The sequence below is a fragment of the Egbenema bharatensis FJBBOT/2019 genome, assembly GCF_048077055.1.
GTDB lineage: Bacteria > Cyanobacteriota > Cyanobacteriia > Elainellales > Elainellaceae > Egbenema > Egbenema bharatensis.
On the sequence record NZ_CP182236.1, the window covers coordinates 2,870,651 to 2,892,069 of the forward strand.

The 21,419-nt window shown below is 49.8% G+C and carries 28 protein-coding genes; 17 read left to right on the plus strand and 11 right to left on the minus strand.

Translation table 11 applies throughout. The annotated features are described in order from the left end of the window. Positions 1–169: 169 nt before the first annotated feature. A complete protein-coding gene (locus tag ACM1PF_RS13250; protein WP_416675206.1) occupies positions 170–1,675 on the plus strand; it encodes a sensor histidine kinase in 1,506 nt (501 codons plus the stop codon). Here the strand turns inward: ACM1PF_RS13250 and ACM1PF_RS13255 are convergent. Beyond that, a complete protein-coding gene (locus ACM1PF_RS13255) occupies positions 1,636–2,310 on the minus strand; it encodes a response regulator (RefSeq protein WP_416675209.1) in 675 nt (224 codons plus the stop codon). The two genes, ACM1PF_RS13250 and ACM1PF_RS13255, sit on opposite strands and share 40 nt — an antisense overlap. 398 nt (positions 2,311–2,708) lie before the next feature. Between ACM1PF_RS13255 and ACM1PF_RS13260 the strand changes: the two genes are divergently transcribed. Next, positions 2,709–3,731 (plus strand): ABC transporter substrate-binding protein, encoded by a 1,023-nt coding sequence (locus tag ACM1PF_RS13260; protein WP_416675211.1) that lies wholly within the window; start codon positions 2,709–2,711, stop codon positions 3,729–3,731. A 113-nt stretch (positions 3,732–3,844) separates the two neighbouring features. After that, complete coding sequence (locus tag ACM1PF_RS13265) at positions 3,845–4,978, plus strand: aromatic ring-hydroxylating oxygenase subunit alpha (RefSeq protein WP_416675213.1); 1,134 nt, start codon at positions 3,845–3,847, stop codon at positions 4,976–4,978. A gap of 164 nt (positions 4,979–5,142) precedes the next feature. On the opposite strand, the gene ACM1PF_RS13270 is transcribed toward ACM1PF_RS13265, so the two are convergent. Together ACM1PF_RS13270 and ACM1PF_RS13275 are read right to left on the minus strand one after the other, a co-directional pair. Then, positions 5,143–6,183 (minus strand): ABC transporter substrate-binding protein, encoded by a 1,041-nt coding sequence (locus tag ACM1PF_RS13270; RefSeq protein ID WP_416675216.1) that lies wholly within the window; start codon positions 6,181–6,183, stop codon positions 5,143–5,145. A gap of 198 nt (positions 6,184–6,381) precedes the next feature. Continuing rightward, on the minus strand, positions 6,382–6,585 hold the full coding sequence (locus tag ACM1PF_RS13275) for a hypothetical protein (protein ID WP_416675219.1): 204 nt from the start codon (positions 6,583–6,585) through the stop codon (positions 6,382–6,384). A 161-nt stretch (positions 6,586–6,746) separates the two neighbouring features. Between ACM1PF_RS13275 and ACM1PF_RS13280 the strand changes: the two genes are divergently transcribed. The 3 genes from ACM1PF_RS13280 (at position 6,747) to ACM1PF_RS13290 (ending at position 8,261) form a co-directional block, all read left to right on the plus strand. Continuing rightward, entirely contained in the window at positions 6,747–6,953 is a 207-nt protein-coding gene (locus ACM1PF_RS13280) for a ribbon-helix-helix domain-containing protein (RefSeq protein WP_416675221.1), read from the plus strand. A 77-nt stretch (positions 6,954–7,030) separates the two neighbouring features. Beyond that, complete coding sequence (locus ACM1PF_RS13285; protein ID WP_416676642.1) at positions 7,031–7,255, plus strand: hypothetical protein; 225 nt, start codon at positions 7,031–7,033, stop codon at positions 7,253–7,255. Between the two features lie 241 nt (positions 7,256–7,496). After that, positions 7,497–8,261 (plus strand): Rpn family recombination-promoting nuclease/putative transposase, encoded by a 765-nt coding sequence (locus ACM1PF_RS13290; RefSeq protein ID WP_416675224.1) that lies wholly within the window; start codon positions 7,497–7,499, stop codon positions 8,259–8,261. A gap of 20 nt (positions 8,262–8,281) precedes the next feature. Here ACM1PF_RS13290 and ACM1PF_RS13295 read toward each other — a convergent pair whose 3' ends face one another. After that, positions 8,282–8,542 (minus strand): hypothetical protein, encoded by a 261-nt coding sequence (locus tag ACM1PF_RS13295; RefSeq protein WP_416675227.1) that lies wholly within the window; start codon positions 8,540–8,542, stop codon positions 8,282–8,284. Between the two features lie 159 nt (positions 8,543–8,701). Here ACM1PF_RS13295 and ACM1PF_RS13300 point away from each other — a divergent pair, with 159 nt between their 5' ends. Both ACM1PF_RS13300 and ACM1PF_RS13305 read left to right on the plus strand, forming a co-directional pair. Next, positions 8,702–9,067, plus strand: a complete 366-nt coding sequence (locus ACM1PF_RS13300; protein WP_416675230.1) for a hypothetical protein — start codon at positions 8,702–8,704, stop codon at positions 9,065–9,067. Positions 9,068–9,267: 200 nt separating this feature from the next. Then, positions 9,268–9,780 (plus strand): transposase, encoded by a 513-nt coding sequence (locus tag ACM1PF_RS13305; RefSeq protein ID WP_416675233.1) that lies wholly within the window; start codon positions 9,268–9,270, stop codon positions 9,778–9,780. A 136-nt stretch (positions 9,781–9,916) separates the two neighbouring features. Here ACM1PF_RS13305 and ACM1PF_RS13310 read toward each other — a convergent pair whose 3' ends face one another. Then, positions 9,917–10,966, minus strand: coding sequence for a glycosyltransferase family 4 protein (locus tag ACM1PF_RS13310; protein ID WP_416676643.1), 1,050 nt, complete (start codon positions 10,964–10,966; stop codon positions 9,917–9,919). A 440-nt stretch (positions 10,967–11,406) separates the two neighbouring features. Between ACM1PF_RS13310 and grpE the strand changes: the two genes are divergently transcribed. The 5 genes from grpE to rsgA all read left to right on the plus strand — a co-directional run bounded on the left by grpE (position 11,407) and on the right by rsgA (position 17,174). Then, positions 11,407–12,189, plus strand: a complete 783-nt coding sequence (grpE, locus tag ACM1PF_RS13315; RefSeq protein WP_416675236.1) for a nucleotide exchange factor GrpE — start codon at positions 11,407–11,409, stop codon at positions 12,187–12,189. A gap of 371 nt (positions 12,190–12,560) precedes the next feature. Beyond that, the gene (gene dnaK, locus ACM1PF_RS13320) at positions 12,561–14,549 is read left to right on the plus strand and encodes a molecular chaperone DnaK (RefSeq protein WP_416675239.1); all 1,989 of its coding nucleotides are present in this window, start codon (positions 12,561–12,563) and stop codon (positions 14,547–14,549) included. A 143-nt stretch (positions 14,550–14,692) separates the two neighbouring features. After that, on the plus strand, positions 14,693–15,808 hold the full coding sequence (gene dnaJ / locus ACM1PF_RS13325) for a molecular chaperone DnaJ (RefSeq protein ID WP_416675242.1): 1,116 nt from the start codon (positions 14,693–14,695) through the stop codon (positions 15,806–15,808). Then, positions 15,805–16,074 (plus strand): sulfurtransferase TusA family protein, encoded by a 270-nt coding sequence (locus ACM1PF_RS13330; protein ID WP_416675245.1) that lies wholly within the window; start codon positions 15,805–15,807, stop codon positions 16,072–16,074. The genes dnaJ and ACM1PF_RS13330 overlap by 4 nt, the downstream gene beginning before the upstream one ends. After that, the gene (gene rsgA, locus ACM1PF_RS13335) at positions 16,068–17,174 is read left to right on the plus strand and encodes a small ribosomal subunit biogenesis GTPase RsgA (RefSeq protein WP_416675248.1); all 1,107 of its coding nucleotides are present in this window, start codon (positions 16,068–16,070) and stop codon (positions 17,172–17,174) included. Before ACM1PF_RS13330 ends, rsgA begins: the two co-directional genes overlap by 7 nt. A 17-nt stretch (positions 17,175–17,191) precedes the next feature. Here the strand turns inward: rsgA and ACM1PF_RS13340 are convergent, their stop codons facing one another. After that, a complete protein-coding gene (locus ACM1PF_RS13340) occupies positions 17,192–17,419 on the minus strand; it encodes a helix-turn-helix domain-containing protein (protein WP_416675250.1) in 228 nt (75 codons plus the stop codon). Between the two features lie 173 nt (positions 17,420–17,592). Here ACM1PF_RS13340 and ACM1PF_RS13345 point away from each other — a divergent pair, with 173 nt between their 5' ends. Continuing rightward, complete coding sequence (locus ACM1PF_RS13345) at positions 17,593–17,760, plus strand: hypothetical protein (protein WP_416675252.1); 168 nt, start codon at positions 17,593–17,595, stop codon at positions 17,758–17,760. Between the two features lie 138 nt (positions 17,761–17,898). Here ACM1PF_RS13345 and ACM1PF_RS13350 read toward each other — a convergent pair whose 3' ends face one another. The 3 genes from ACM1PF_RS13350 to ACM1PF_RS13360 form a co-directional block, all read right to left on the minus strand. Next, a complete protein-coding gene (locus ACM1PF_RS13350; protein WP_416675255.1) occupies positions 17,899–18,351 on the minus strand; it encodes a hypothetical protein in 453 nt (150 codons plus the stop codon). 121 nt (positions 18,352–18,472) lie between these two features. Beyond that, positions 18,473–18,679 (minus strand): hypothetical protein, encoded by a 207-nt coding sequence (locus ACM1PF_RS13355; RefSeq protein WP_416675258.1) that lies wholly within the window; start codon positions 18,677–18,679, stop codon positions 18,473–18,475. Continuing rightward, a complete protein-coding gene (locus ACM1PF_RS13360; RefSeq protein ID WP_416675261.1) occupies positions 18,676–18,807 on the minus strand; it encodes a hypothetical protein in 132 nt (43 codons plus the stop codon). The genes ACM1PF_RS13355 and ACM1PF_RS13360 overlap by 4 nt, the downstream gene beginning before the upstream one ends. A 166-nt stretch (positions 18,808–18,973) precedes the next feature. Between ACM1PF_RS13360 and ACM1PF_RS13365 the strand changes: the two genes are divergently transcribed. The 3 genes from ACM1PF_RS13365 to ACM1PF_RS13375 all read left to right on the plus strand — a co-directional run bounded on the left by ACM1PF_RS13365 (position 18,974) and on the right by ACM1PF_RS13375 (position 20,265). Continuing rightward, positions 18,974–19,216: a hypothetical protein gene (locus ACM1PF_RS13365; protein WP_416675263.1), complete on the plus strand. Its 243-nt coding sequence runs from the start codon at positions 18,974–18,976 to the stop codon at positions 19,214–19,216. A 393-nt stretch (positions 19,217–19,609) separates the two neighbouring features. Next, entirely contained in the window at positions 19,610–19,840 is a 231-nt protein-coding gene (locus tag ACM1PF_RS13370; RefSeq protein ID WP_416675265.1) for a hypothetical protein, read from the plus strand. Next, positions 19,837–20,265 (plus strand): type II toxin-antitoxin system VapC family toxin, encoded by a 429-nt coding sequence (locus tag ACM1PF_RS13375; protein ID WP_416675267.1) that lies wholly within the window; start codon positions 19,837–19,839, stop codon positions 20,263–20,265. Before ACM1PF_RS13370 ends, ACM1PF_RS13375 begins: the two co-directional genes overlap by 4 nt. 84 nt (positions 20,266–20,349) lie before the next feature. Here the strand turns inward: ACM1PF_RS13375 and ACM1PF_RS13380 are convergent, their stop codons facing one another. Then, the gene (locus ACM1PF_RS13380; protein ID WP_416675269.1) at positions 20,350–20,559 is read right to left on the minus strand and encodes a hypothetical protein; all 210 of its coding nucleotides are present in this window, start codon (positions 20,557–20,559) and stop codon (positions 20,350–20,352) included. Positions 20,560–20,595: 36 nt separating this feature from the next. Then, entirely contained in the window at positions 20,596–21,408 is an 813-nt protein-coding gene (locus ACM1PF_RS13385; RefSeq protein ID WP_416675271.1) for an ABC transporter permease, read from the minus strand. Between the last annotated feature and the right edge of the window lie 11 nt (positions 21,409–21,419).

Consider the following 21,419-nt stretch of genomic DNA (forward strand, 5'->3'; position numbering starts at 1 on the left):
CTTTGCATCGGTCTAGTGTGCTGGACGATCGGCTGTTTCCTAATCGGTCGATCGTTCTGGCCAGTCGGTAGATGTGGAGGATTTTTATCGCAGGATAATTTAAAGAATCTGAGTTTTTCTCGAAGCGATCGTCTTTCCCTCAACCCGCGAAAATGTAAAGGAGAAAGCCTTGATTAAGCAGCTTGCTGGCAAATGCTGGGCTTGGTTCAAGTGGCTGGTTCGTCCGTCTGGTGAGTCGATCGATTATCTCATTTGGCGACATCAATTTCTGATCAAGCGATCGCGGCTCTACATGTGGATTAGTCTGCCGTTGTTTTTAACAGCAGTCCTACTTTTAGTGGTCTTTGTTCACCACTACCCCGAACCCCCAACCTTTCCAGAGCAGTCCCCCTTCTCTCCAGAGATGATTGAGGAATGGCAAACGTACTCTCGGCGAATTGTACAAGTTCACTGGGTAGCAATGGGGTTTCTTTCCCTTTGCCCAGTCTTGCAACGAACGAGATGGAGTCGTCGTTTTCCTGCTTTGTTATTTCTGGCAATTTCCTGGTCAATGACCCTGGTTCCTCAAATTGTTTTTTTAGGTTGGAGTGCGATAGCGCGTCCCGCCTGGGAATACATTTTCTTCATGCAAGCGGTTTTAGTGCCCGTGCATTGGCGGCTGCATCTGCTGTCTCAAGTGATGTCAATGGGGTTCTATTTTTGTGCAGGGTTATTTCTAATTTTGGCTGGAATAGAGCCTGGTAATTTTGATGAAACCCTCACCGTTGCTTCAGTTGGCTTAAACATTTTCAACATCTTTTGGACTTGTCTAATTTGCTGCCTTGCAGTCGCGTTGTATGAACGATTACAACGATCGGAGTTTGAATCGCGCAAACATTTGCAAATGTTTCTCCATGCCGTCACCCATGATTTACAAAATCCACTCATTGGCACATCGATCGTCTTGCAAAATCTCTTAAGACGCGATCGAGATGCAGATAATAATGTGATGGTATCTGCGCCAAAGTTAGAACAGTTATTAGCAGGGAATGCTCGCCAGCTTCAGTTAGTTCAATCTCTGTTAGAAATCCATCGCAACGAAACGCAAGACCTGATCCTTCAGCCTGCACCCTTACCGCTTGCCCCCCTTGTAGAGGATGTCCTATTTGATTTAGAAGAATTCCTGAAGGAACATCAGGCAACCATTACTAACCACATCAGCGATAACCTGCCTGCCGTTGATGCCGATCGCACCCAACTTGCCCGCGTCTTCAGCAACCTGATTTCCAATGCTGTGAAACATAATCCAGGCAAAATTCACCTGGTTTTGAATGCTGACGTGATCTGTACTGCATCCCGAAAAGGACTCAAATTAAAACCGCATCGCCCCAAACAGAATAAGCCAAACCATTCGGCAATTGCAGAGAAATGGATGGTGCGCTGTAGCGTCCAAGATAATGGATCTGGAATTCCCCCGGAACAATGTCGTCATTTGTTTGAACTTTACTGGCGGAATCCTCAAACTCGCCATTCTCCTGGGTTGGGTATGGGGTTGTATCTTTGCCGCCAAATTATTGCAGCCCACGGTGGACAGATTCATGTAAGCAGTGAAGTAGGGATGGGTTCAACCTTCTGGTTTACTGTTCCTCTTGTCGCTCATACCAGCCCCGATCGCAAAGCGACCACTGCCGCCTGAACCCGATCGTCTACTGCCAGTTTGTTCATAATGCTGCGAATATGGGTTTTCACCGTGCCCACGCTGAGATATAACGCTGCGGCAATTTCTGGATTACTTTTCCCCTCAACCAACAACTTGAGCACCTCTAGCTCTCGTTGGGATAGGGGGGCGATCGGTTCTGAAGGTAAACGCGGATTCAAGCTTTTCAAAATTTGCCGTCCAATCCGAGGATCTAGATAAATCGCACCTTCCTGCACACACTGAATCGCCAGCATTAACCGCTCTAGGCTAGTTCCCTTCACGCAATAGGCATCGGCACCGCTAGAAAGAGCCGCCACCATTTCATGCTCTGCGGTATGGGAAGTGAGCATCATCACCCGCACCTCCGGCAGCTTTGACTTGATTTCCTTTGTCGCAGCAATCCCATCTAATTCGGGTAGCCCAATATCCATAATCACCAGATCTGGACGAAGCTGAAGGGCCCGATCGCAGGCAGCATACCCATTCGTTGCTTGTCCAATCACCTGTATCGACGGGTGGCTCTCAAAAAAATCAACCAATCCCATCCGCATAACCGGATCATCTTCTACAACTAACGTTTTAAGCGGGGAAGGTTTTAGCGCAGCAGGTTGAAAATCTGGTTCAATGGTCATGCGGCTGAGTTATGCGGTTGGTAAAGTATAAACAAGGGATTGACTCGTTCGACCAGGCAACACATCAGGGCGGGCATCTGACATATCCGGTGGGGTGGGCATCTAACCCAATCAGTTCAAAAAACAGAACAACCCAGTCCACACGGCAAAACTACTGCACAGGGGATTTAATCCATAACCCTAAGTATACGAAGTTGGCTAAAAAAATTCGATCGCCTTTTCCCGCATCAGACCAACCGGATCAAACATCCTCAGAATTAGAACAATATCGTAGAACTAGCAGAACTAGCAGAACTACTGGGCAAAAGGCATCCCCAAAACGTGCTCGCGTTGAAAATCCTGCTCCGCTGTGGTAGTTATATGTGAGAGTTTGCATCCTACCTGGGAGGGATTGTCCAGTGAAGCGTCGGAAGTTTCTTAAGTACACCACGACCGCAGGGGCAGCCTTCACGATCGCTGCCTGTACCAATCGGCAAACCACAAGCTCATCGTCTGGGCAAGCTGGGTCATTAGAAGATATTAAAATTGCTATTCTCACCTGGGTCGGTTACGGCCCTTTTTTCATTGCCAAAGAGCAGGGATTTTTTGAGCAATACGGACTGAATGCCGAGATTTTGACCATTGAAGACTCTGCCTCTCGTCGGACGGCCTTGGCCAATCAAACCGTTCAATTCTCGATTTCTACTTTAGATATGTTCGCCATTGAGGCAGCCCAGGGTATTCCTGCTACCTGCATCATGAAGCTGAACGACTCCTATGGGGCAGATGGCATCATTACGACGCAGGATGTTTCTGGTATTGCCGATTTGCGTGGTAAGTCGATCGCCGTTGAACAGGGATCGCCATCTCACTTCTTTTTGCTCTATCTTTTGGAACGCGAAGGACTCACTCCAGACGATGTCCAGATTAGATATGTCCCAACGGCAGGCGATGCAGCCGTCACCTTTGCGGGCAATCAGGCAGATGCAGCCGTCACCTGGGAACCGTATGTGAGCCAGAGCGTTGCTGAAAAAGAGAATGGCAAGATTTTGCTGACCAGCCGCGAACAATTGGGGCTGCTGCTGGATCTGCTGACGGTGAACTCGGACTATGCCCAGTCGAACCCAGAGGCGGTCAAAGGAGTGCTGAAGGCCTGGTTTGATGCGGTGGCATACTGGGAAGAAAATCCCGAACCGTCGAATGCAATCATGGCGCGGGGTTTAGGTGTAGATGAGCAAGAGTTAGCTGAAATGTTGAAGGGCACAAAGTTTTCCGACTATGACGAAAATGTTTCCTACTTTGGCTTGAATGGAGAAGCGGGACAATACTTCGAGGTCTTTCCGGCGGCTCAAGAGATCTGGTTGGGTCAAAATTTGATTGAAAAAACCGTATCAACTGAGGCAGTGACCGATACATCTTTTCTAGAAAATCTTTACTCATAGCCCATTTGCAATCCGATCGCTTGAAGGTCGATCGGTTATAGGGTGAGGGCGAATGTTGGTTCGTCCTTACTCAGAATCTTGCGTCGTCGTTTGGAAAAATCAACTGAATTTCTATGCCCACCCCTACCCTGGACTCCATTGACCGCGATCGATTGCGCCAGATTCAGCAAAGCATTCTGGCTGTGGCAGAGCGTCCGTTTGAACAGGCGATCGCCCTTCCGGCAACGGCTTATACCGATCCCGACTTTTACAATTGGGAAGTTGAACATATTTTCAAGCAGCAGTGGCTTTGCGTTGGGCATATCTCACAGATTCCCCGGCCAGGCGATTACATGAATTTTGATCTGTTCAACGAACCGATGACGGTAGTTCGCGGGCAGGATGGCAATGTGAATGTCCTTTCGCGGGTGTGTGTGCATCGGGCGATGGATATGATGCCCGCCGAGTATGGACATCCGCCTGAAGGCAATCGTCGAAGTTTTCTTTGTCCCTATCACCACTGGAGCTATGGCCTGGACGGGCAGCTTTTGGGTGCGCCCCACATGCAGCAAAATGAAGGGTTCAACGCCAAGGAGATCTGTCTCCATCGGTTTCGGACGGAAATTTGGGAAGGATTTATTTTCATTACCTTCAACCCTTCCCTGGAGCCAGTGAGCCACCATTATGCTGGGCTACTGCCCCATGTGGAACGCTGGAACCTGGCAGAAATGGAAATGGTAGCCAATTTGCGGTGGGAGTGTGACTTCAACTGGAAGCTCCTGGTGGAAAACTTTATGGAACCGTACCACCACATGGGCGCTCATCACAAAACCTTTGAGCCACTGATGCCCGCCGCAGGCACCTGGACGGAAGCTGAAACGCTCAATTATGGGGTGTGTCATCTACCTCTGGCAAACCATCTGGTGGAACAGATTAAGTCCGGTCAGTCGATCGAAACTTTCTATCCACCCCACACCTTGAAGCCGGAAGATCATTACGAATACGCTGTTTATCTGGGCAATCCCGATTTTCTCCTGTTTATTGGGCCGGATCAGGTTTATTGGTATTTCCTGATACCTCAAGCTCCAGGCAAAATGACTTTGCATACGACACTACTTGTCACGCCAGAAAGCAAACAGTTAGATGACTATGAACAGAAGCTAAAACAAACGATCGAAGGATTACAGCGATTTCATCTAGAAGATATGGAAGTTTGCACTGCGATGCAACGAGGATTAAATTCGGACTTCTATTCTCCTGGACCCTGAGCCACCTGGAAATGCCAATCTGGCTATTTCAGCGATACCTTGCCCGCCAAATTCGATCGGTTGTGTCATAACGAGAATTTAATCGATGTCCTTCCATCTGGCGATAGGGCCCTGGCAATGCCAAGACCCTGCCAGCTATGGAGTCTATATATCCTGAGGAAAAATCAAGCCCTGTCACTCAGAGCTTGCACAAATCTGGGTTCAACCAGCTCAGGTAAATTTGGAATGGCATCAATCAGCTTTTGTTCTTCTAAAAAGTTGGCAAAAACCGTTAATGTATCTAGCAAATAACGATCGCTCTGAGGGTTAGTTAACATATCCATATTCATTTGCAACGTCGGAAAGCGAATCACTTCGAGTTGCTCTCGTACCTCCTGGGGACGCATTCTCAACTGCCTGGCAGTGATGGCGATCGCTTCATCGGGATTGGTGTTGTAGAATTCCACCCCTTTAAAAATTCCGGTTAAAAATGCCTCTATAGTTTGTGGCTCGTTCTCTATCGCACCTGTGCTGACAAAATAGGTATCTGCTAACACCAGGGTGCTGGTCGATGAGTCATATATAATGCGTCCATCCGGTTGAGCTGCGATCGCTCCGCTAGAAAACGGAGGATAGGAGTAGGCAATTTCTACATTTCCGACTTCATAGGCTTTTGCTGCTGTAATCGGATCAATATTGAGAATTGTCACATCCGTTTCAGACAAACCAGCTTCTGCCAGAGCTTGCAGCACAAAAAAATGTCCAATTCCGCCTTTTTGGACTGCAATTTGCTTACCCTTAAAATCAGCAACACTGGCAACGCTGTTTCGGGCCATAATGACATCTGCCCCTACAGAAATTCCCATAACGGTTACTAACCGTCCGGGTGAACCTTCTGCAAATAGCGAAACCACCTCTGAGCTTGCTGGGGCAATACCCTGGAATTGATTTGCATTAAATGCCGGAAAGGCTTCTGCGATTGCATCAAAATCCCTGGCATTGACGGACAACCCGACTTCTTCAAAAAACCCCTTTTCTTTTGCGACAAAAAACGGCAAATTACCCGTCCATAGCGGAAATCCAAAAGAGAAAGTAGCAAGGTCGGATGCTGCTGAGGTGGCAGCAATGCGAGGAGCACGAACGCAGGCGTTTAGCGCAAGGCTACCGGCAGTCCCCGTGAGAAGTTGAAGAACCTGGCGGCGTGTCCGGTGTGAGGAAATATTCATGTGTAAAGTTTATTGATGGTCTACTTCTCTTATCTAAATTTGTCGCCCAATTACGGACATTTTTTGGGAAAGAGCAGGAATAGACTCGCAATCACCATATCTTCACTAAAAAGCCCGGAAAAAGGTAGAAATTTAACCGAATTGGGTTGACGTTATTCTTAAATAAATGCCATTCAAATGGCCCTCTAACCGGACAAATCAGGAATTTCGATCGCCTGCTTCCACATCAGACCCAACCGGATCAAACACCACAATAAACTCTCCATCGGTCACTAATCGCCGCATCGCCTGAGCGTGACCCTCCGCATCCGATCGACTGCGAAAGCGATCGACCACCACCCGTTGACAATTGGGCAGCAGACGAATCACCGCCCAGTGATTCAGGCGTTCTCGATAGGTCATAATTAAATTGTCTCCATAAAAATGTGGAACCAGAGCCAGTCCCCCGGAGCCTGAGAAACTTGGGAGGGCTGGCTTTTGGTTTTCGCGTATTTTCAATATAACACTAAAAAAGCACTAATATGTTACCAATAAAGCACTTTTGCTTACTTTGAGGCACGGAAATGTACGATGGAGGCGGAAACCAAGCACACGCGATCGTGAGCAAACGAGTTAATTTGACATTACCGGACTCTGTGTTTTATGCCTTGGAGCGATGGGCGGAGGCGGAGGGTAGACCCACTGCCAATTTAGCGGCATTTGTGGTTGAGCTTGCCGTGAAGGAAGCAGAAGCACAAAATAAAATCCCTCCCCCAAGCGACAAGAAGTAGTGATGAGTGTTGCGGCACCGTTGTGGTAAGGCGATCGCTTGAGCTACGATCGGCCCATTCAGTTCAACTTTAGCTCCATGCAACCCCAGTTTGAAGTGGAATACTTAACGGATAAAGCCGGTCAACCCAAAGCGGTGGTGATTCCGATCGAGCTATGGAAACAGCTATTTCCTCAAGAGGATCTGTCTACTGAAGAGATTGTCGAAAGGATTGAGGACTACTGTTTAAGTCGAGCGATGGATGAAGCGGAGAACAGCCCACTGCTCGATCGGGATGCGGCACTGAGTTTTCTATTCCACTAAGCTTTTCTATTTGACTGCCCATAGAAACAAGCTGAAATGATTATTTTGGAGTCCAGAGCCAGCGGTATTTGCACTTTGGACAGGTTAAATTTAGTCGCCCCAAACTACCTGGAGCGCGTAAAAGCGTTATGCAGCGATCGCTCAACACTTTGGCTCTCCCCCATGCTATACAACCCTGATCTTCTCCGAAGGAGTTATCGCCCCTACCCTGGACACCGCACCAAAGTCATACAATGTCTCCATGTACGATGACACCTGCCGCTTTCTTGCTGAAAACTTCTCTGCCGATTTTGCCCGTTGGCTCCTGGGAAAGCCAATTCTCCTTACAGAACTCAAACCTTCCGAACTCTCCCTCGACCCGATTCGAGCTGATGCCTTGATTCTGCTGAAGTCGGATGAGTCCGTTTTACACCTGGAATTCCAAACTCGTCCGAAACGGGATATCCCATTCCGCATGTTGGATTATCGAGTGCGGGTGTACAGACGCTATCCCGACACAACTATGCGCCAGGTCGTTGTGTACCTTCAGCCCACTGAATCAGCCCTGATTCGGAAAAACCACTTCACGCTAGAACGGACTCGCCATGAGTTCGATGCCGTTTGTCTATGGGAGCAACCTGCTGAGAATTTTCTTCAGTATCCTGGACTGCTTCCCTTCGCAGTTTTAGGGCAAAACGCAGACGCAGAAGCAACCCTCAGACAGGTGGCTCAAAGGGTGAATCAAATTTCAGACCCCATAATGCAAGCCAATCTGGCAGCCGCTTCAGCAATTCTCGCTAGGATAAGATTAGAGCAAGACATCATTTATCGGCTACTGCGGAGGGATATCATGCAGGAATCTGTGATCTATCGCTCAATTCAGCAAGAGGCAGAGGCACGAGGGGAGGCGAGAAAGCAAAGAGAAATTGCTACGAATTTACTACGAGATGGAGTATCGATCGAAATTGTTGCCCGTGGAACCGGACTATCGATCGAAGAAGTACAACAGCTTCAGCAACAAAGTTAAACTGCTCAAACGCTTTGCGCTCAAAGGCGATATTTCTCATTCCACTCCTCTGGCGACATCACCACCAGATTTTCTGGAGCATTGGCAGATTCGATCGCCTCTAACAACTGTTGCCGATTCGCTTCTGTGGAGAGCAGATAATTGGTTTCATCAGACATGGAGGAGGCTGCGGGTTCAACCAGAACAATGATTTCGACTGTTGTTCCTTCTGGCAGTTCAGACTCAATCTCAATCCTGCCATTTTTGCCCACAACCCCATGCTGCTTGATGCCGTTAATCATGATGTGCGGTTGGACGCTATAGATGTATTTCTTAGTATACGAAGTTAGCTGAAGAAAGTTCGATCGCCCTCACGCCCAGAGTCAGCTCCAGGCATCCCTTTTTACTTTTCATCCTGCTTCGGTTAGATTAGGGGGCAGGTTGCAAGAATCGATCGCATCATGCTAACCGGGCAAGCCCTCAGGGGACGCTACGAAATTCTAGGGAAACTGGGCGAAGGAGCCTTTGGCGAAACCTACAAAGCCAGGGATTTGGAAAAACTCAGCAAGCCTTTCTGCGTGGTGAAGCAGCTCAAACCTGCCCATACTAATCAACTGGTGCGAGATTTCTTTCTGCCGGAGAGTACCGCCAACGAACGATCGACGTGGGAAGAGCGATCGACGGCTCCTGCGCGGTGGTTCTTGGAACAACGCCCCCAGGATCTGTCGTTCTGCGGCTCGTATCTGGCTCTTACCGCTCTATCGGTTCGACATCGGCTTTCGGGTTGTTCTGTCTGCCAGGACTTCATAACTCTTTACACTTTTTAACTTTTATGCTTTACACTTCTTCGCGCGAAGCGATCTCCCGACACATCCCGTACGGGCGAAGCATTTGCCAATTAACGTTTCGGTCAATCTCAGCCGTATTGATGCAAACGCTTCGCCCCTACCCGTCGCGGGGAATTCGATATTGGGAATGATACAAACGGATTGGGCATCCTGAACACAACCGATCGCACCCCCCACCCATGCCATACAACCCCAATCTTCACCACAGACGATCGATCCGCCTCAAAGGATACGATTATTCCAGTTCAGGAGCCTATTTCATCACCATTTGTACGTGCGATCGGCTTTGCTGGTTTGGGGAAATTGTGGATGAAGAAATGCAGTTGAATCAATTGGGTCAGGTGGTGGCGAATGCATGGCAATGGTTGGCCATTCAACATTCCTACATCGAATTGGACGAATGGATCGTCATGCCCAATCATTTTCACGGAATTTTGGTCATCACCGACACACCCCGTAGGGGCGGTTCGCGAACCGCCCCTACCCTGGACACCGCACCACAACCATTGGACACCACCCCCACCCTGGACACCACCCCACAACCATCGAACCCCCCACAACCACCAGACGATCCCACCCAAATCAAATCATTAGGACGGTTAATTGGGGCATTCAAGACCGTTTCCACCAAGCAAATCAACCAGATTCGCAAAACACCTGGTACGCCCATCTGGCAGCGCAACTACTACTAGCACATTATCCGCAACGAAACCACATTACACAACATTCGCCAATACATTGCCACCAATCCAGCCTCCTGGCAGCAAAACTCACTGCACCCATCCATCTAACGCCTCATCCGTCCGAGTAAGAGCAGTTCACTAAACACTACCCGTGTTTCATCAATATCTCTGCCAACCACGCCTCCATCCGATCGCCCATTGCCTGCATCGAATACTCCGCTTCAGCTTGTTGACGGCAGGTATAACGATCGATCAAGTCCAACTGATGAATCGCTGCGACCAACCCATCCACCCGATCCGGTTCCACCAGCCATCCCGTTTTGCCGTCTTGAACAATTTCCGATGGACCACCTCGTTCATAGGCGATCACCGGAACCCCGCAGGCCAATGCTTCGATCGCCACATTACCAAACGCTTCCACCCACTTCGGAGTCATTATTAATCCCTGACATTTGCCCAATTCCGCCTGCAACGCCTGCGTGTCCAGAAAGCCCTCATAGCAAAATCCGCCCCCTGGATACCGATCGCAAACCTGCTGCCAGTAGTCCGGATCCGGCATTGCTCCCCAGATCTTTAACAATCGTCCAGCTCGACGAGCCGCCCCGATCGCGTCTTCAATTCCTTTCTCTGGCGCAATTCGCCCCACCCAACCCAAAACATTCTCTGGCTCTGGACAGAATTGATACAGGGACAAATCCAGCCCATTCTTGACACAGCGAAAGCGATCGCCCCCTGAGAAAGTCTCCGCTTGCGCGCGGCTATGAACCGCCAGAGTCCCAGGAAACCGTACCAGCGTTTGCTCAATCATGCTATCCATCGCATCCGTTAACGATCCCATACTGACCAGATGGGCGATCGGGCGGGTGAAAAATGGAGTCAGGTAAAAGGGTAGCCAATCGTAGGCAAAATTAATCAGCACATCATAGTCCTGCTGATATCGACGGGCATGATCCCACATATTTCCCAAAACTGACTGATTGGGCAGGGTAATCGGTGCATCCCGTCCCTGAGTTTGGGCTGTGGTTTGAACCGTTCCAGGGATAGGGATGATTGATAGTTCAGGCATCACAGATCTTTCCGGCGCGACGATCTGCACCGTATGACCTCGCTGTATTAGCTCCTGGGCAATATTTTTGAGGGTTAGCTCCACCCCTCCCCCCAGACCTGATCCCAACGCACCTACCGGAGTAGACATAAACAGTAATCTAAGCGGTTTTGCCAGCAAAGACACAGAATTAAATAGTGTGGGCACAGAAAGCTCCTGAATTGGCGAAAACGATCGGGCTGAACCATCGGACAGGGTTTCCTGGTGGGATAGTACCCGGTCAGTCAATTGCTCAAACAGTATAAAAGTGTCATGTGGGGATTTCCTCACACTGCCAAACGAGTGTACGGGGTGGCAATCTCGATAAGATTAAAAATATCTTGAGTCAGTATGCCAGTGAATTGGTATATCGGAGCATGCAGACCAGAGTATGCATCGCAAGATACGGTAAGGCTAGATGTTAGACTACCGCAGATTGCTAAAACTCAAGGAATATTAGGAGTAAAAGTCATCTAAGGTGATTTTTCTGGTACTTTCTGGCACTTTTGGTGATCAGGTTTGATAGAAATTAGGGCAGAATAGTTTGAGCTATGGACGAAGAGAAACGGCAAGAAAACGCTCAGGAATCAGAGACTCAATTCTCCGAGACGGTAGAGCAAATGGAAAATGAACCAATGTCTGCTGAATCAAATCAACAAAACGATATGGACGTAACGCAAGAGGGCATTCCCGTCCCTCCAGAACAAGAGCCTGTAGCGGCTGAAGCAGAATTGCTAGATGCAGATGTTGAGCCGTTCGACCTCAGCCCAGACCAACCTGCATCTCAGCCCGCCGCAGAAACTACGGAAACGACGCTGCAACCCGAAGTTGCAGAGCTAAACCAGCGCATTGAAGCCCTCAAAGCCCAGCTCGAAGATCGCAATAGTCAATATATGCGCCTGGCCGCAGATTTCGAGAACTACCGCAAACGGACTCAGAAAGAGAAAGAAGATCAGGAGCAGCAGGTTAAGGGCGCAACCATCAAAGAATTGCTCTCGGTGGTAGATAACTTCGAGCGGGCCCGATCGCAAATTAAACCCCAAACTGAAGAGGAGACGGTGATCCACAAAAGTTATCAGGGGATTTACAAAGATTTCGTCGATCGCCTCAAGAAAATTGGCGTTGCCCCCATGCGGGTGGAAGGGGAAGAATTTGATCCCGGACTGCATGAAGCCGTCATGCGGGAAGAAACCAATGAGTATCCTGAGGGAACCATCACTGAAGAACTGCGGCGAGGTTACATTCTAGGCGATATTGTCCTGCGCCATGCCATGGTTAAGGTGGCCACCGCTCCGATCGGCGGAGACTCAGACGAAGCGGGAGAGGCAGAATAGCACTCAGGCACCGATCGTCTTCATATCGATCGCCTTCATGAAGCCCAAATTTATGAAGGTTGGATATAGTTAGCGAGAAATAAATTATTTTCTGATGGGTACTGCGGCGAGGAAGATGCGAATTTCCCCGATTGCAGTACCCTTGCTGTTATGTTTGAGAAATATGTTTGAGCAAACTGTAATCCCTTGTGGTACTCGCCACGGGAGTCAAAATAGAGCGAACGAACCGGGTTACAGGGTCGCTTTATAAACATTTTGAATAAAACTGATCGTATTCCCGAAAAAATGCGGAATACTGAGCTAGAAATGAAGCGAGATTCACCCGTCGGTATGCGCTCATTTATTTGAACCGTATACATAGCCGCATAATTATGGGAAAAGTCATTGGCATCGATCTGGGCACGACAAATAGCTGTGTTGCCGTCCTCGAAGGTGGTAAACCCGTTGTCATCACCAATTCTGAGGGTGGACGAACCACACCCAGTATTGTTGGATTTGGCAAAACGGGAGAACGCCTGGTTGGGCAACTCGCTAAACGACAAGCTGTTACAAATGCAGAAAATACCGTATTTAGCATTAAGCGATTTATCGGTCGTCGCTGGAATGATACGGAGGAAGAGCGCGGTCGAGTCACTTACAACTGCGTCAAGGGCAAAGACGATACGGTAGATGTCCAGATCCGGGGACGCACCTATACGCCCCAGGAAGTTTCTGCCATGATTTTGCAAAAGCTGAAGCAGGATGCGGAAACCTATTTAGGACAGTCTGTGACGCAGGCTGTGATTACGGTTCCCGCTTACTTTACCGATGCCCAACGGCAAGCCACCAAAGATGCAGGCACGATCGCCGGATTAGAAGTCCTCCGCATTATCAACGAGCCGACCGCAGCCGCCCTGTCCTACGGGTTAGATAAGCAGGATCAAGACCAGCGAATTCTGGTATTTGACCTGGGCGGAGGCACATTTGATGTCTCCATCTTGCAGCTTGGAGATGGGGTGTTTGAAGTCAAGGCGACTTCAGGGAACAACCACCTGGGCGGTGATGACTTTGATAACGTGCTGGTGCGCTGGCTGATTGATAATTTCCGTGAGCAGGAAAGCATTGATCTTTCAACGGACAAGATGGCCCTGCAACGGCTGCGGGAAGCGGCAGAGAAAGCCAAGATCGAGCTTTCTACTATGCTGACAACTTCGATTAACCTGCCCTTTATCACGGCAGATGAAACGGGCCCCAAGCACCTGGAAATTGAGCTAACGCGGGCCAAGCTGGAAGAATTAACCCAGCATTTAATCCAGGCGACGATCGAACCCGTGTCCCAGGCTCTTTCGGACTGTAACCTGACTCCAGAGCAGATCGATCGCATTATCCTGGTGGGTGGTTCCACGCGGATTCCGGCGGTTCAGGAGGCCATCAAAGCTCACTTCGGTGGCAAACCCCCCGATCGCTCGGTCAACCCCGATGAGGCAGTAGCTCTGGGCGCAGCCATTCAGGCTGGAGTACTCGGCGGTGAAGTTAAAGACCTGTTGCTATTAGACGTGACTCCGCTCTCCCTGGGCATCGAAACCCTGGGCGAAGTCTTTACCCGGATTATCGATCGTAACACCACGATCCCCAGCAGCAGAAACCAAACTTTCTCAACGGCTACCGATGGGCAAACCTCAGTGGAAATCCACGTCCTCCAGGGAGAACGGGCCCTCGCCAAAGACAACAAAAGTTTAGGTAAGTTCCAACTGACCGGCATTCCGCCTGCACCGAGAGGTATCCCGCAGATTGAGGTGTCCTTTGAAATTGATGCCAATGGCATCCTGAAGGTGGCAGCACGGGACAAGGGAACCGGGCGAGAGCAAAGCATTCAAATCTCCAATACGGGTGGTTTGAGCGACTCGGAAGTGGAACGGATGCGGCAAGAAGCAGAACTGTATGCCGATGAGGATGAACGGCGGAAACAGCTCGTATCGCTGCGGAACCAGGCAGATACCCTGCTCTACAGCTATGAGTCCACGATGCGGGATAATGCCAGCTTTATCACCGAAGATCTGAAGGCGATGGTAGTTCAACGGGTGACAGCTCTGAAGGCGGCCATGGTCGATCGGGCCATTATGCCAGAGGTCTTGCGACAGCACATTGACGCACTCCAGCAAACCCTGCTTACGATCGGTGAGTCGGTCTACAAGCAGTCCCAGAACGATAGTGACTATGCCTCCTACACCACCGATGCTTCCCCCACCCATGAGTATGCCGCTCCCTGGGAACAGAATGGGTTTGCCACTCCGGAAACGGCCGCCATGGACGATATGGATATGGGCAGCGAATTTACCAATGATGAAACGATCACGGCGGATTATGAGGCAGTCGATTAGGGAGAGGATCGGATTTCCGAAATTCCTACAGACGATCGGGTTAGTTTAGGATGGAGTAGTGGTCGCAAAATTCCGGCGATCGGCTACGATTACTTAGAGTTCTACTTACCTCGACCCCCTTTCACTATCCTCAAAACCGCTCTATGGCAGATTATTACGATATCCTTGGTGTCTCTCGTAGTGCAGACAAGGAGGAAATTAAACGGGCATATCGGCGATTAGCTCGTAAATATCATCCTGATGTCAATAAAGACCCAGGAGCAGAGGATCGGTTTAAGGAAATTAGCCGGGCCTATGAGATTCTTTCGGATCCGGAGACACGCGCCCGGTTCGATCGCTTTGGTGAGGCGGGGGTTAGCTCTGGGGCTGGAGCCGGATATCAGGACTTTGATATGGGCGGTTTTGCCGATATCTTTGAAAGCTTTTTCAGCGGCTTTAGCGGAGTCGGTCAGCAAACGGCTCGGCGCAGGGCGGGCCCCGTTCGTGGTGATGATCTGCGTCTGGATCTGAAGCTGGACTTCCGGGAAGCGATCTTTGGCGGTGAGAAAAAGATCCGCATTAGCCATCTGGAAACCTGCACGGCCTGCACGGGCACGGGCGCGAAACCCGGAACTCAACCGAGGGTCTGTTCCACCTGTAATGGGGTAGGGCAGGTTCGCCGCGCCACCCGAACCCCCTTTGGCAGCTTTACCCAGGTGTCCACCTGTCCCACCTGTAATGGCAATGGGCAGGTGATTGAAGACAAGTGCGATGTTTGTGGTGGTAGTGGGCAAAAGCAGGAAGCCAAAGAGCTGAAGATTCAGATTCCGGCTGGGGTAGATAACGGAACGCGACTGCGGGTTTCTGGTGAAGGGGATGCGGGTCAGCGAGGCGGCCCATCCGGCGATCTGTACGTTTACCTGTTTGTTAATGAAGATACCGAATTCCAGCGGGATGGAATTAATATCCTGTCTGAAGTGAAAATTAGCTATCTGCAAGCCATCCTGGGCGATCGCATTCCAGTAGACACAGTCGATGGCCCGGTTGAAGTCACCATCGCCCCTGGAACACAGCCCAATACGGTACATACTCTAGAAAATCATGGCGTGCCGCGCCTGGGGAATCCCGCCAGCCGGGGGGATCATCTGGTGACGATTCAAATTGATATCCCCACTCGCGTTACCCACGAAGAGCGAGAATTATTAGAGAAATTAGCTCAGATTCGAGGCGATCGACTGAGTAAGGGGGGCGGTTTTTTAGGGGGGCTATTCCGGGGATGAGTCATTCTACAGCGGGGCTACAGCCGGATGCCCAACTGGATTTGCGGGGAACGCCTTGCCCACTGAACTTTGTGCGGACGAAGCTGCGGTTGGAAAAAATGCCGCCAAATGCGCTCCTGGAAGTCTGGCTGGATCCAGGGGAACCGATCGAGCAGGTTCCGGATAGCCTGCGGATGGAAGGGTACGGCATTGAGCAGATCGATGATCGATCGGAGTTTTTTGCATTGCTGGTGCGTCGTCCTGTCACGGAAACCGAGGAATGCTGAATGTTGACCCTTCATCCTTAACGGGCACCGTTCTGGCAGTGCAGGCCAATTACTACTGGGTGAAGCTACATGACTCAGCCGTTGAGGTAGCTAGCCAAGATTCTCAATCGATCATTCCCGCTACCTTACTTTGCACTCGTCGAACCCGCTTAAAGAAAGTTGGGCAGCAGGTGATGGTGGGCGATCGGGTACGGGTGGAAGAACCCGACTGGGCCGGAGAACGGGGAGCCATTGCCCAGGTCTTTCCCCGACAAACGGAACTCGATCGACCGCCGATCGCCAATGCCGATCAATTATTGCTGGTGTTTGCGCTGGAGGAACCTACCCTCGATCCAATCCAACTCAGCCGTTTTTTAGTCAAGGCAGAGTCCACCGGACTTTCAATTTGTCTCTGCCTGAACAAAGCTGATTTAGTCACAAAGGAAACCCAGTCAGAATGGGGCGATCGCTTGCAGGAATGGGGCTACGATCCTGAATTTATCAGCGTGTATGAGCAGGTGGGACTGGAAGCAGTGCAGGCGCGATTGCAAAACCAGATTACCGTGGTGTCGGGGCCATCGGGGGTGGGGAAGTCTAGCCTGATCAACCATCTGATTCCTGCCGCCGAAATGCGGGTGGGAGCTGTGTCGGGCAAGTTGGGTCGCGGTCGCCATACGACTCGCCATGTGGAACTGTTTGAACTACCCCAGGGTGGACTGCTGGCGGATACCCCTGGATTTAATCAACCGGACTTAGACTGCACGCCGGAGGAGCTAATGAGCTATTTCCCAGAGGTGCGGCAGCGACTCGCTGAAGACTCCTGCCAGTTCAGTGATTGCCTGCATCGAGATGAGCCAAACTGTGCGGTACGGGGCGATTGGGAGCGGTATGATTACTATCTCATGTTTTTAGAGGAAGCGATTCACTACCAGGAAAGCCTGGAACAAATGAGGGATGCGGAATCGACGACTAAGGTAAAGGTGGGAGAAGCGGGACAACGCCACACAGAACCCAAGCTGGAAACCAAAAAGTATCGTCGTCCCTCTCGCCGTAGTCAGAAGCAAGAGTTACAGGATTGGTATCAGCAGGATATCGATGAGCTGATGACGGATGAAGATTAGATTCAGGCTCTTTTCTATCAAAGCGATCGTTTTTGGGTGGCTTCAACCAGTTCATCCAGGGAGCATTGCAATACTTCGGTCATTTTCTTGACCTGAGCAAAGTTCATCGTTGGCTCTTTTGTGCCTCGCTCCCAATTGCTGATGGTCGTGATGGTGACACCTAGCGCATCAGCTAGCTGCCTTTGCGTCAATCCTGCCCGATCGCGCAACTTTGCCAAAGTTAATTGACTGTCCTCCGTTGTCATATTAAACTCAAGTTGTACAACTCTAGTTGAAAACGGGCAGGAGTATTTCACTGCTTGCCCAAAAGCATTTGCTAATCAGTTTCTCATCAAGTGGTTGGTGTCTCCAGGTTTTTCACCAGAGATGGCAATCCCTCGCTTCGTGCTGCTCATTTATTCACAATCAGGAGATGATAATGTCCTACGCCGATCGCCTTCGCCCCTGGTGTATCATTCGGTGTTTGCCCAATGCTCAGACCATTACGGTTGCCCAGTTCAGGCGACGCAATGATGCTGAAGAATACCTGAAGTGTTTACGTACCCTCATGCCAGATGGAGTGTTTGAGCTAATTTTTGTAGGATGAATTCGATGGCGTGACGAGTGCTGCATGGCGTGTTGAAGAAGTAGAGGTTCCTTTTACTGTTGATGAGACTCGATCCAGGGTGCGGATTTTGCCTCTCTCATCAACCGAGTAAACCGTTTTAGCCGCAACTGTTTTCAGTCACGCATCAAAGGGTTTGATCCAACCGCGCCGCAGGGCCCAATCCAACGCTAATCCCGCCCCAGTGAAAAGCAACACGCTGTCTAAAATCTGAATCCCCGATCGCACGCCATCCCATTGAGCTAGTTCACCCACATGAGCCAGCCCTCGCACCAGCCCAAAGGCCATTACCGCACCCATTTTGAGTTGCGGATTTTGGTCTTGTCGCATCACATAGCGATAGGTGACTCCAAACAGAAACCCGGAGAATAAAACGATCGCCCTTGGCACTAGGCCAATCCATTCCCAGGACAATGAATGCCTGGAAAATAAATTTGCGATCGGTTCACCTGCGCCCATCCGCCGCACAATCAGCCCGACAACTTCCAGCCCACCCAACGCTAACCCGGCTCCGATCGCTCCAAAAATTCCAGCTTTTAGAGACTCAATTCGTTCTGCATTGGTTTGATTCATACTTTGATTCATACTCGAAATCCCTAATTCTGTGTTGATTGGGCAGGCAAGACTTCGGCTTGAGCGCTCAGTCGAAACGCTGCCCACCCCACAAGAACTTTAGTTTATTTAATTTGCATTCCTAAGGCTGGTTTCGCAGTTCTCGGACAATTTCCTGCGCCAAGTTTCTTGACCATACGGAATCAAAGGGACATAGGATTTGGCGGTTTTCGGGAGAAGTCCAGACGAGAGCATCTTCGATGTCTGAGATTCGGTAGGTTTCGTTCAGCAGGATGCGGGTGAGGCGTTGATGAAGGACGATCGCCTGTTGATCGGTCAGGACAATCATGGGCGGACTCCTCGATCGGTTTTGGACAAAATCACGAGGGCTTTATCAATATCTCGAACTTTGATGGCTCTCAATGCGGTGAGGAGCGATCGAATTTGGGCAACTTCATCGTCGGTGAGGGTAATCATGTTGAGTCTCCATTAATACGCAACCCAGGAAGCGCAAAGCTTCTGGGTATTTTTTAGATGAATTTATTATTGCACAAAGCAGAACAGCACAACAGCAGAACAGCAGATTTATTAAAGTACTGTTTGCTCTATGGCAAAATTGCACCGTTGCTCTTCCGGCTCCGTAATGGCTAAAGCTAAAACTGTTCAATTCCGGGCACAGGTTCCCCAAGATATTGATTTCCTGATTCGGGCGATCGCACCGTTTAAAAATGCAGGGAAGGATTGGACACTCAGCGATATTGTTGTGGAAGCGTTAACGGAGTGGTTGCGGAAGCCAGAGAATCGAGAACTTGTGGAATCGCACAATATCCTTGAGGGCTTGGAGCGTAGAGGATTAGCAACGAACGTTTATGATGACATTCCGTAATTCTTGTGGGGTGAGCATCCTACCCGCCCAATCAACGAAGTAGGGCGATCGGACTGGCTATTGAAGTTGCGATCGTACGTAGGTTTCTTCAATGATCATGTACAGCGACATACGGTCAATCTGATATGTGCAGTCATCAACACGGTTTCTCAAATGGGTTGGCAGTTTCCTGGGACAGTTGGTTCAGGTAAAACGATTTGGGATCCCACCGCCCAGCACTCCACGGCAGTGGACGGACGAAAGTAGCTCTGGGCACAAGAGAATTGATTACAGCAAGCATCTTCTGGAGAGTGAACAAGTGACTGGAAGCCGTAACGTAAATAATCAGTTTGCCCACTCAAGATAGGATCGCTCATACTAGATGATAAATCCCGTTGAACTTGGGAGCAGTCTATGTTGTCACAAGAACTAAAAGCGCAAATCTTTAAGTTGCCACCCAGCGATCGCCTCGCACTGATCTCTGCTATCGTTGAGTCCTTGCAAGATACGACTGTTGCTCGACCAAACCGCTCTAGTGCAATTCGGCGGATGAGGGGATTGTTAAAAACAGAGCAGCCTGCACCGACAGATGAAGAAGTGGCAGTGATGCTAGAAGAGAGACGGGTGGAGCAGTATCTTCAGTGAGAGTTTTAGTTGATACTAATATTGTTCTAGATTTTTTGCTACAACGAGAACCATTTTTTCAGGATGCAGAACTGCTGTTTCGGGCAATTGATGTAGGCGAGATTGTTGGCTATGTTACAGCAACAACACTAATGGATATTTTCTATATCTCACGCAGGCACACCCGTAGTGTTGAGCAAGCGCGGCAAGCAATCTCAGAAATACTGACCGCCATGATGATTTGTCCGGTTGATCGAGTCGTTCTGGAATCGGCTTTTAACTCTGGCTTAGCTGATTTTGAAGATGCTGTCCAAATTTTTAGTGCCGTTAACCAAGGAGCAGAAGCAATTGTGACCCGTGATGCTCAAGGCTTTTTGAGTTCACCTATATCCGTTTTATCCATTCAAGAGTTGTTGCAGCAAGTCAAGCAGCAAAATGGTGGTTAGGTTCGTTAGGAGATATAGATTGCGATCGCATTGTCAGCTTGTCGCAAACGCTGTCCCCCATAATTCCGGTGCAACGGACGGGCGTTAAGTGATCGGGTGAGAGCCATAGGTTGCTTGCCGCCGCACAACTTCGACGTTGTGCCGCTCAATTCTCAGTGGTGACAGCACCGGAAGCGCATCTGTTTGTAATGTAAGGAATAAAAGCCGCGATCGCCCAAGCCCTCGACCGTCACCGTAAACTCGGAGAATCGATCGCCATCTGGCGCGATGGCAGCGATTTGATTCGTTCAGCATTGGTTTGATTCATACCTTGATTCATGCTCGAAATCCCTAATTCGATCGCCGTTGATCGCTGCGGTAGCGAAAGTATTCTGAAACAAACGCCAGCATTCCAGAAACCAGAATCAGAATCACACTCAAGGCATTGATATCCGGTCTAACTCCCGTCCGAACCCGGCTAAAGATTTCCATTGGCAGGGTACTCGCTCCACTTCCCGCCGTAAAACTGGAAATCAGCAAATCATCCATACTCAAAACAAACGCCAGCAAACATCCTGATAGAATCGCAGGCATTAGTTCCGGCAGCAGCACCTTGATAAAGGCCTGTCTGGGGGTTGCCCCCAAATCCAGAGCCGCTTCCTCCAGATCCGGATTTAAGCCCGCTAAACGGGTTGAAACAACCACTGCAATGTAGGCCAAGCAAAACACAATATGGGCTGCAATAATTGTCCAGATACTCAGGCGGACAAAGCTAAACACACTGCTGAGGGTGACTAAAAACACCAGCGTGGCCACGGCGATCGCAATATCGGGAATAATCAATGGCAGGTAGGAAATTCCGCGATACAGACCTTTTCCGCGAAACTGATACTTTGCCAGCCCTACGGCCATCATCGTTCCCAGCACCGCAGAAATGGCCACCGCAACGATCGCCACCGTCAGGCTGTCCCACAGCGATGAAAGAATCCGCGAATCATTCAGCAGGCTGACATACCAGCGCAGACTAAATCCCTCCCAGCGAGAGCTGTAGCGGGAAGCATTAAAGCTGTAGAAAGCCAAAATTCCGATCGGCAGGTACATAAAGCCATACATGGCGATCGTGAAGATCAGTTGCCAGCTTGGGCGAGATTTTGCAGCAGACATAGCTTTGAGAT

Bases quoted from the DNA above. Each gene is read 5' to 3' on its own strand.
- ACM1PF_RS13300 (WP_416675230.1), top strand. From the start codon at position 8,702: ATGCTAACCGGGCAAGCCCTCAGGGGACGCTACGAAATTCTAGGGAAA.
- ACM1PF_RS13270 (WP_416675216.1), bottom strand. From the start codon at position 6,183: ATGAATATTTCCTCACACCGGACACGCCGCCAGGTTCTTCAACTTCTC.
- ACM1PF_RS13295 (WP_416675227.1), bottom strand. From the start codon at position 8,542: ATGATTAACGGCATCAAGCAGCATGGGGTTGTGGGCAAAAATGGCAGG.
- ACM1PF_RS13385 (WP_416675271.1), bottom strand. From the start codon at position 21,408: ATGTCTGCTGCAAAATCTCGCCCAAGCTGGCAACTGATCTTCACGATC.
- ACM1PF_RS13330 (WP_416675245.1), top strand. From the start codon at position 15,805: ATGAGTCATTCTACAGCGGGGCTACAGCCGGATGCCCAACTGGATTTG.
- ACM1PF_RS13310 (WP_416676643.1), bottom strand. From the start codon at position 10,966: ATGTCTACTCCGGTAGGTGCGTTGGGATCAGGTCTGGGGGGAGGGGTG.
- ACM1PF_RS13305 (WP_416675233.1), top strand. From the start codon at position 9,268: ATGCCATACAACCCCAATCTTCACCACAGACGATCGATCCGCCTCAAA.
- ACM1PF_RS13340 (WP_416675250.1), bottom strand. From the start codon at position 17,419: ATGACAACGGAGGACAGTCAATTAACTTTGGCAAAGTTGCGCGATCGG.
- ACM1PF_RS13265 (WP_416675213.1), top strand. From the start codon at position 3,845: ATGCCCACCCCTACCCTGGACTCCATTGACCGCGATCGATTGCGCCAG.
- ACM1PF_RS13365 (WP_416675263.1), top strand. From the start codon at position 18,974: ATGGCTAAAGCTAAAACTGTTCAATTCCGGGCACAGGTTCCCCAAGAT.
- ACM1PF_RS13290 (WP_416675224.1), top strand. From the start codon at position 7,497: ATGTACGATGACACCTGCCGCTTTCTTGCTGAAAACTTCTCTGCCGAT.
- dnaK (WP_416675239.1), top strand. From the start codon at position 12,561: ATGGGAAAAGTCATTGGCATCGATCTGGGCACGACAAATAGCTGTGTT.
- ACM1PF_RS13360 (WP_416675261.1), bottom strand. From the start codon at position 18,807: ATGATTACCCTCACCGACGATGAAGTTGCCCAAATTCGATCGCTCCTC.
- ACM1PF_RS13280 (WP_416675221.1), top strand. From the start codon at position 6,747: ATGTACGATGGAGGCGGAAACCAAGCACACGCGATCGTGAGCAAACGA.
- rsgA (WP_416675248.1), top strand. From the start codon at position 16,068: ATGCTGAATGTTGACCCTTCATCCTTAACGGGCACCGTTCTGGCAGTG.
- dnaJ (WP_416675242.1), top strand. From the start codon at position 14,693: ATGGCAGATTATTACGATATCCTTGGTGTCTCTCGTAGTGCAGACAAG.
- ACM1PF_RS13345 (WP_416675252.1), top strand. From the start codon at position 17,593: ATGTCCTACGCCGATCGCCTTCGCCCCTGGTGTATCATTCGGTGTTTG.
- ACM1PF_RS13350 (WP_416675255.1), bottom strand. From the start codon at position 18,351: ATGAATCAAACCAATGCAGAACGAATTGAGTCTCTAAAAGCTGGAATT.
- ACM1PF_RS13275 (WP_416675219.1), bottom strand. From the start codon at position 6,585: ATGACCTATCGAGAACGCCTGAATCACTGGGCGGTGATTCGTCTGCTG.
- ACM1PF_RS13285 (WP_416676642.1), top strand. From the start codon at position 7,031: ATGCAACCCCAGTTTGAAGTGGAATACTTAACGGATAAAGCCGGTCAA.
- ACM1PF_RS13355 (WP_416675258.1), bottom strand. From the start codon at position 18,679: ATGATTGTCCTGACCGATCAACAGGCGATCGTCCTTCATCAACGCCTC.
- ACM1PF_RS13255 (WP_416675209.1), bottom strand. From the start codon at position 2,310: ATGACCATTGAACCAGATTTTCAACCTGCTGCGCTAAAACCTTCCCCG.
- grpE (WP_416675236.1), top strand. From the start codon at position 11,407: ATGGACGAAGAGAAACGGCAAGAAAACGCTCAGGAATCAGAGACTCAA.
- ACM1PF_RS13370 (WP_416675265.1), top strand. From the start codon at position 19,610: ATGTTGTCACAAGAACTAAAAGCGCAAATCTTTAAGTTGCCACCCAGC.
- ACM1PF_RS13380 (WP_416675269.1), bottom strand. From the start codon at position 20,559: ATGCTGAACGAATCAAATCGCTGCCATCGCGCCAGATGGCGATCGATT.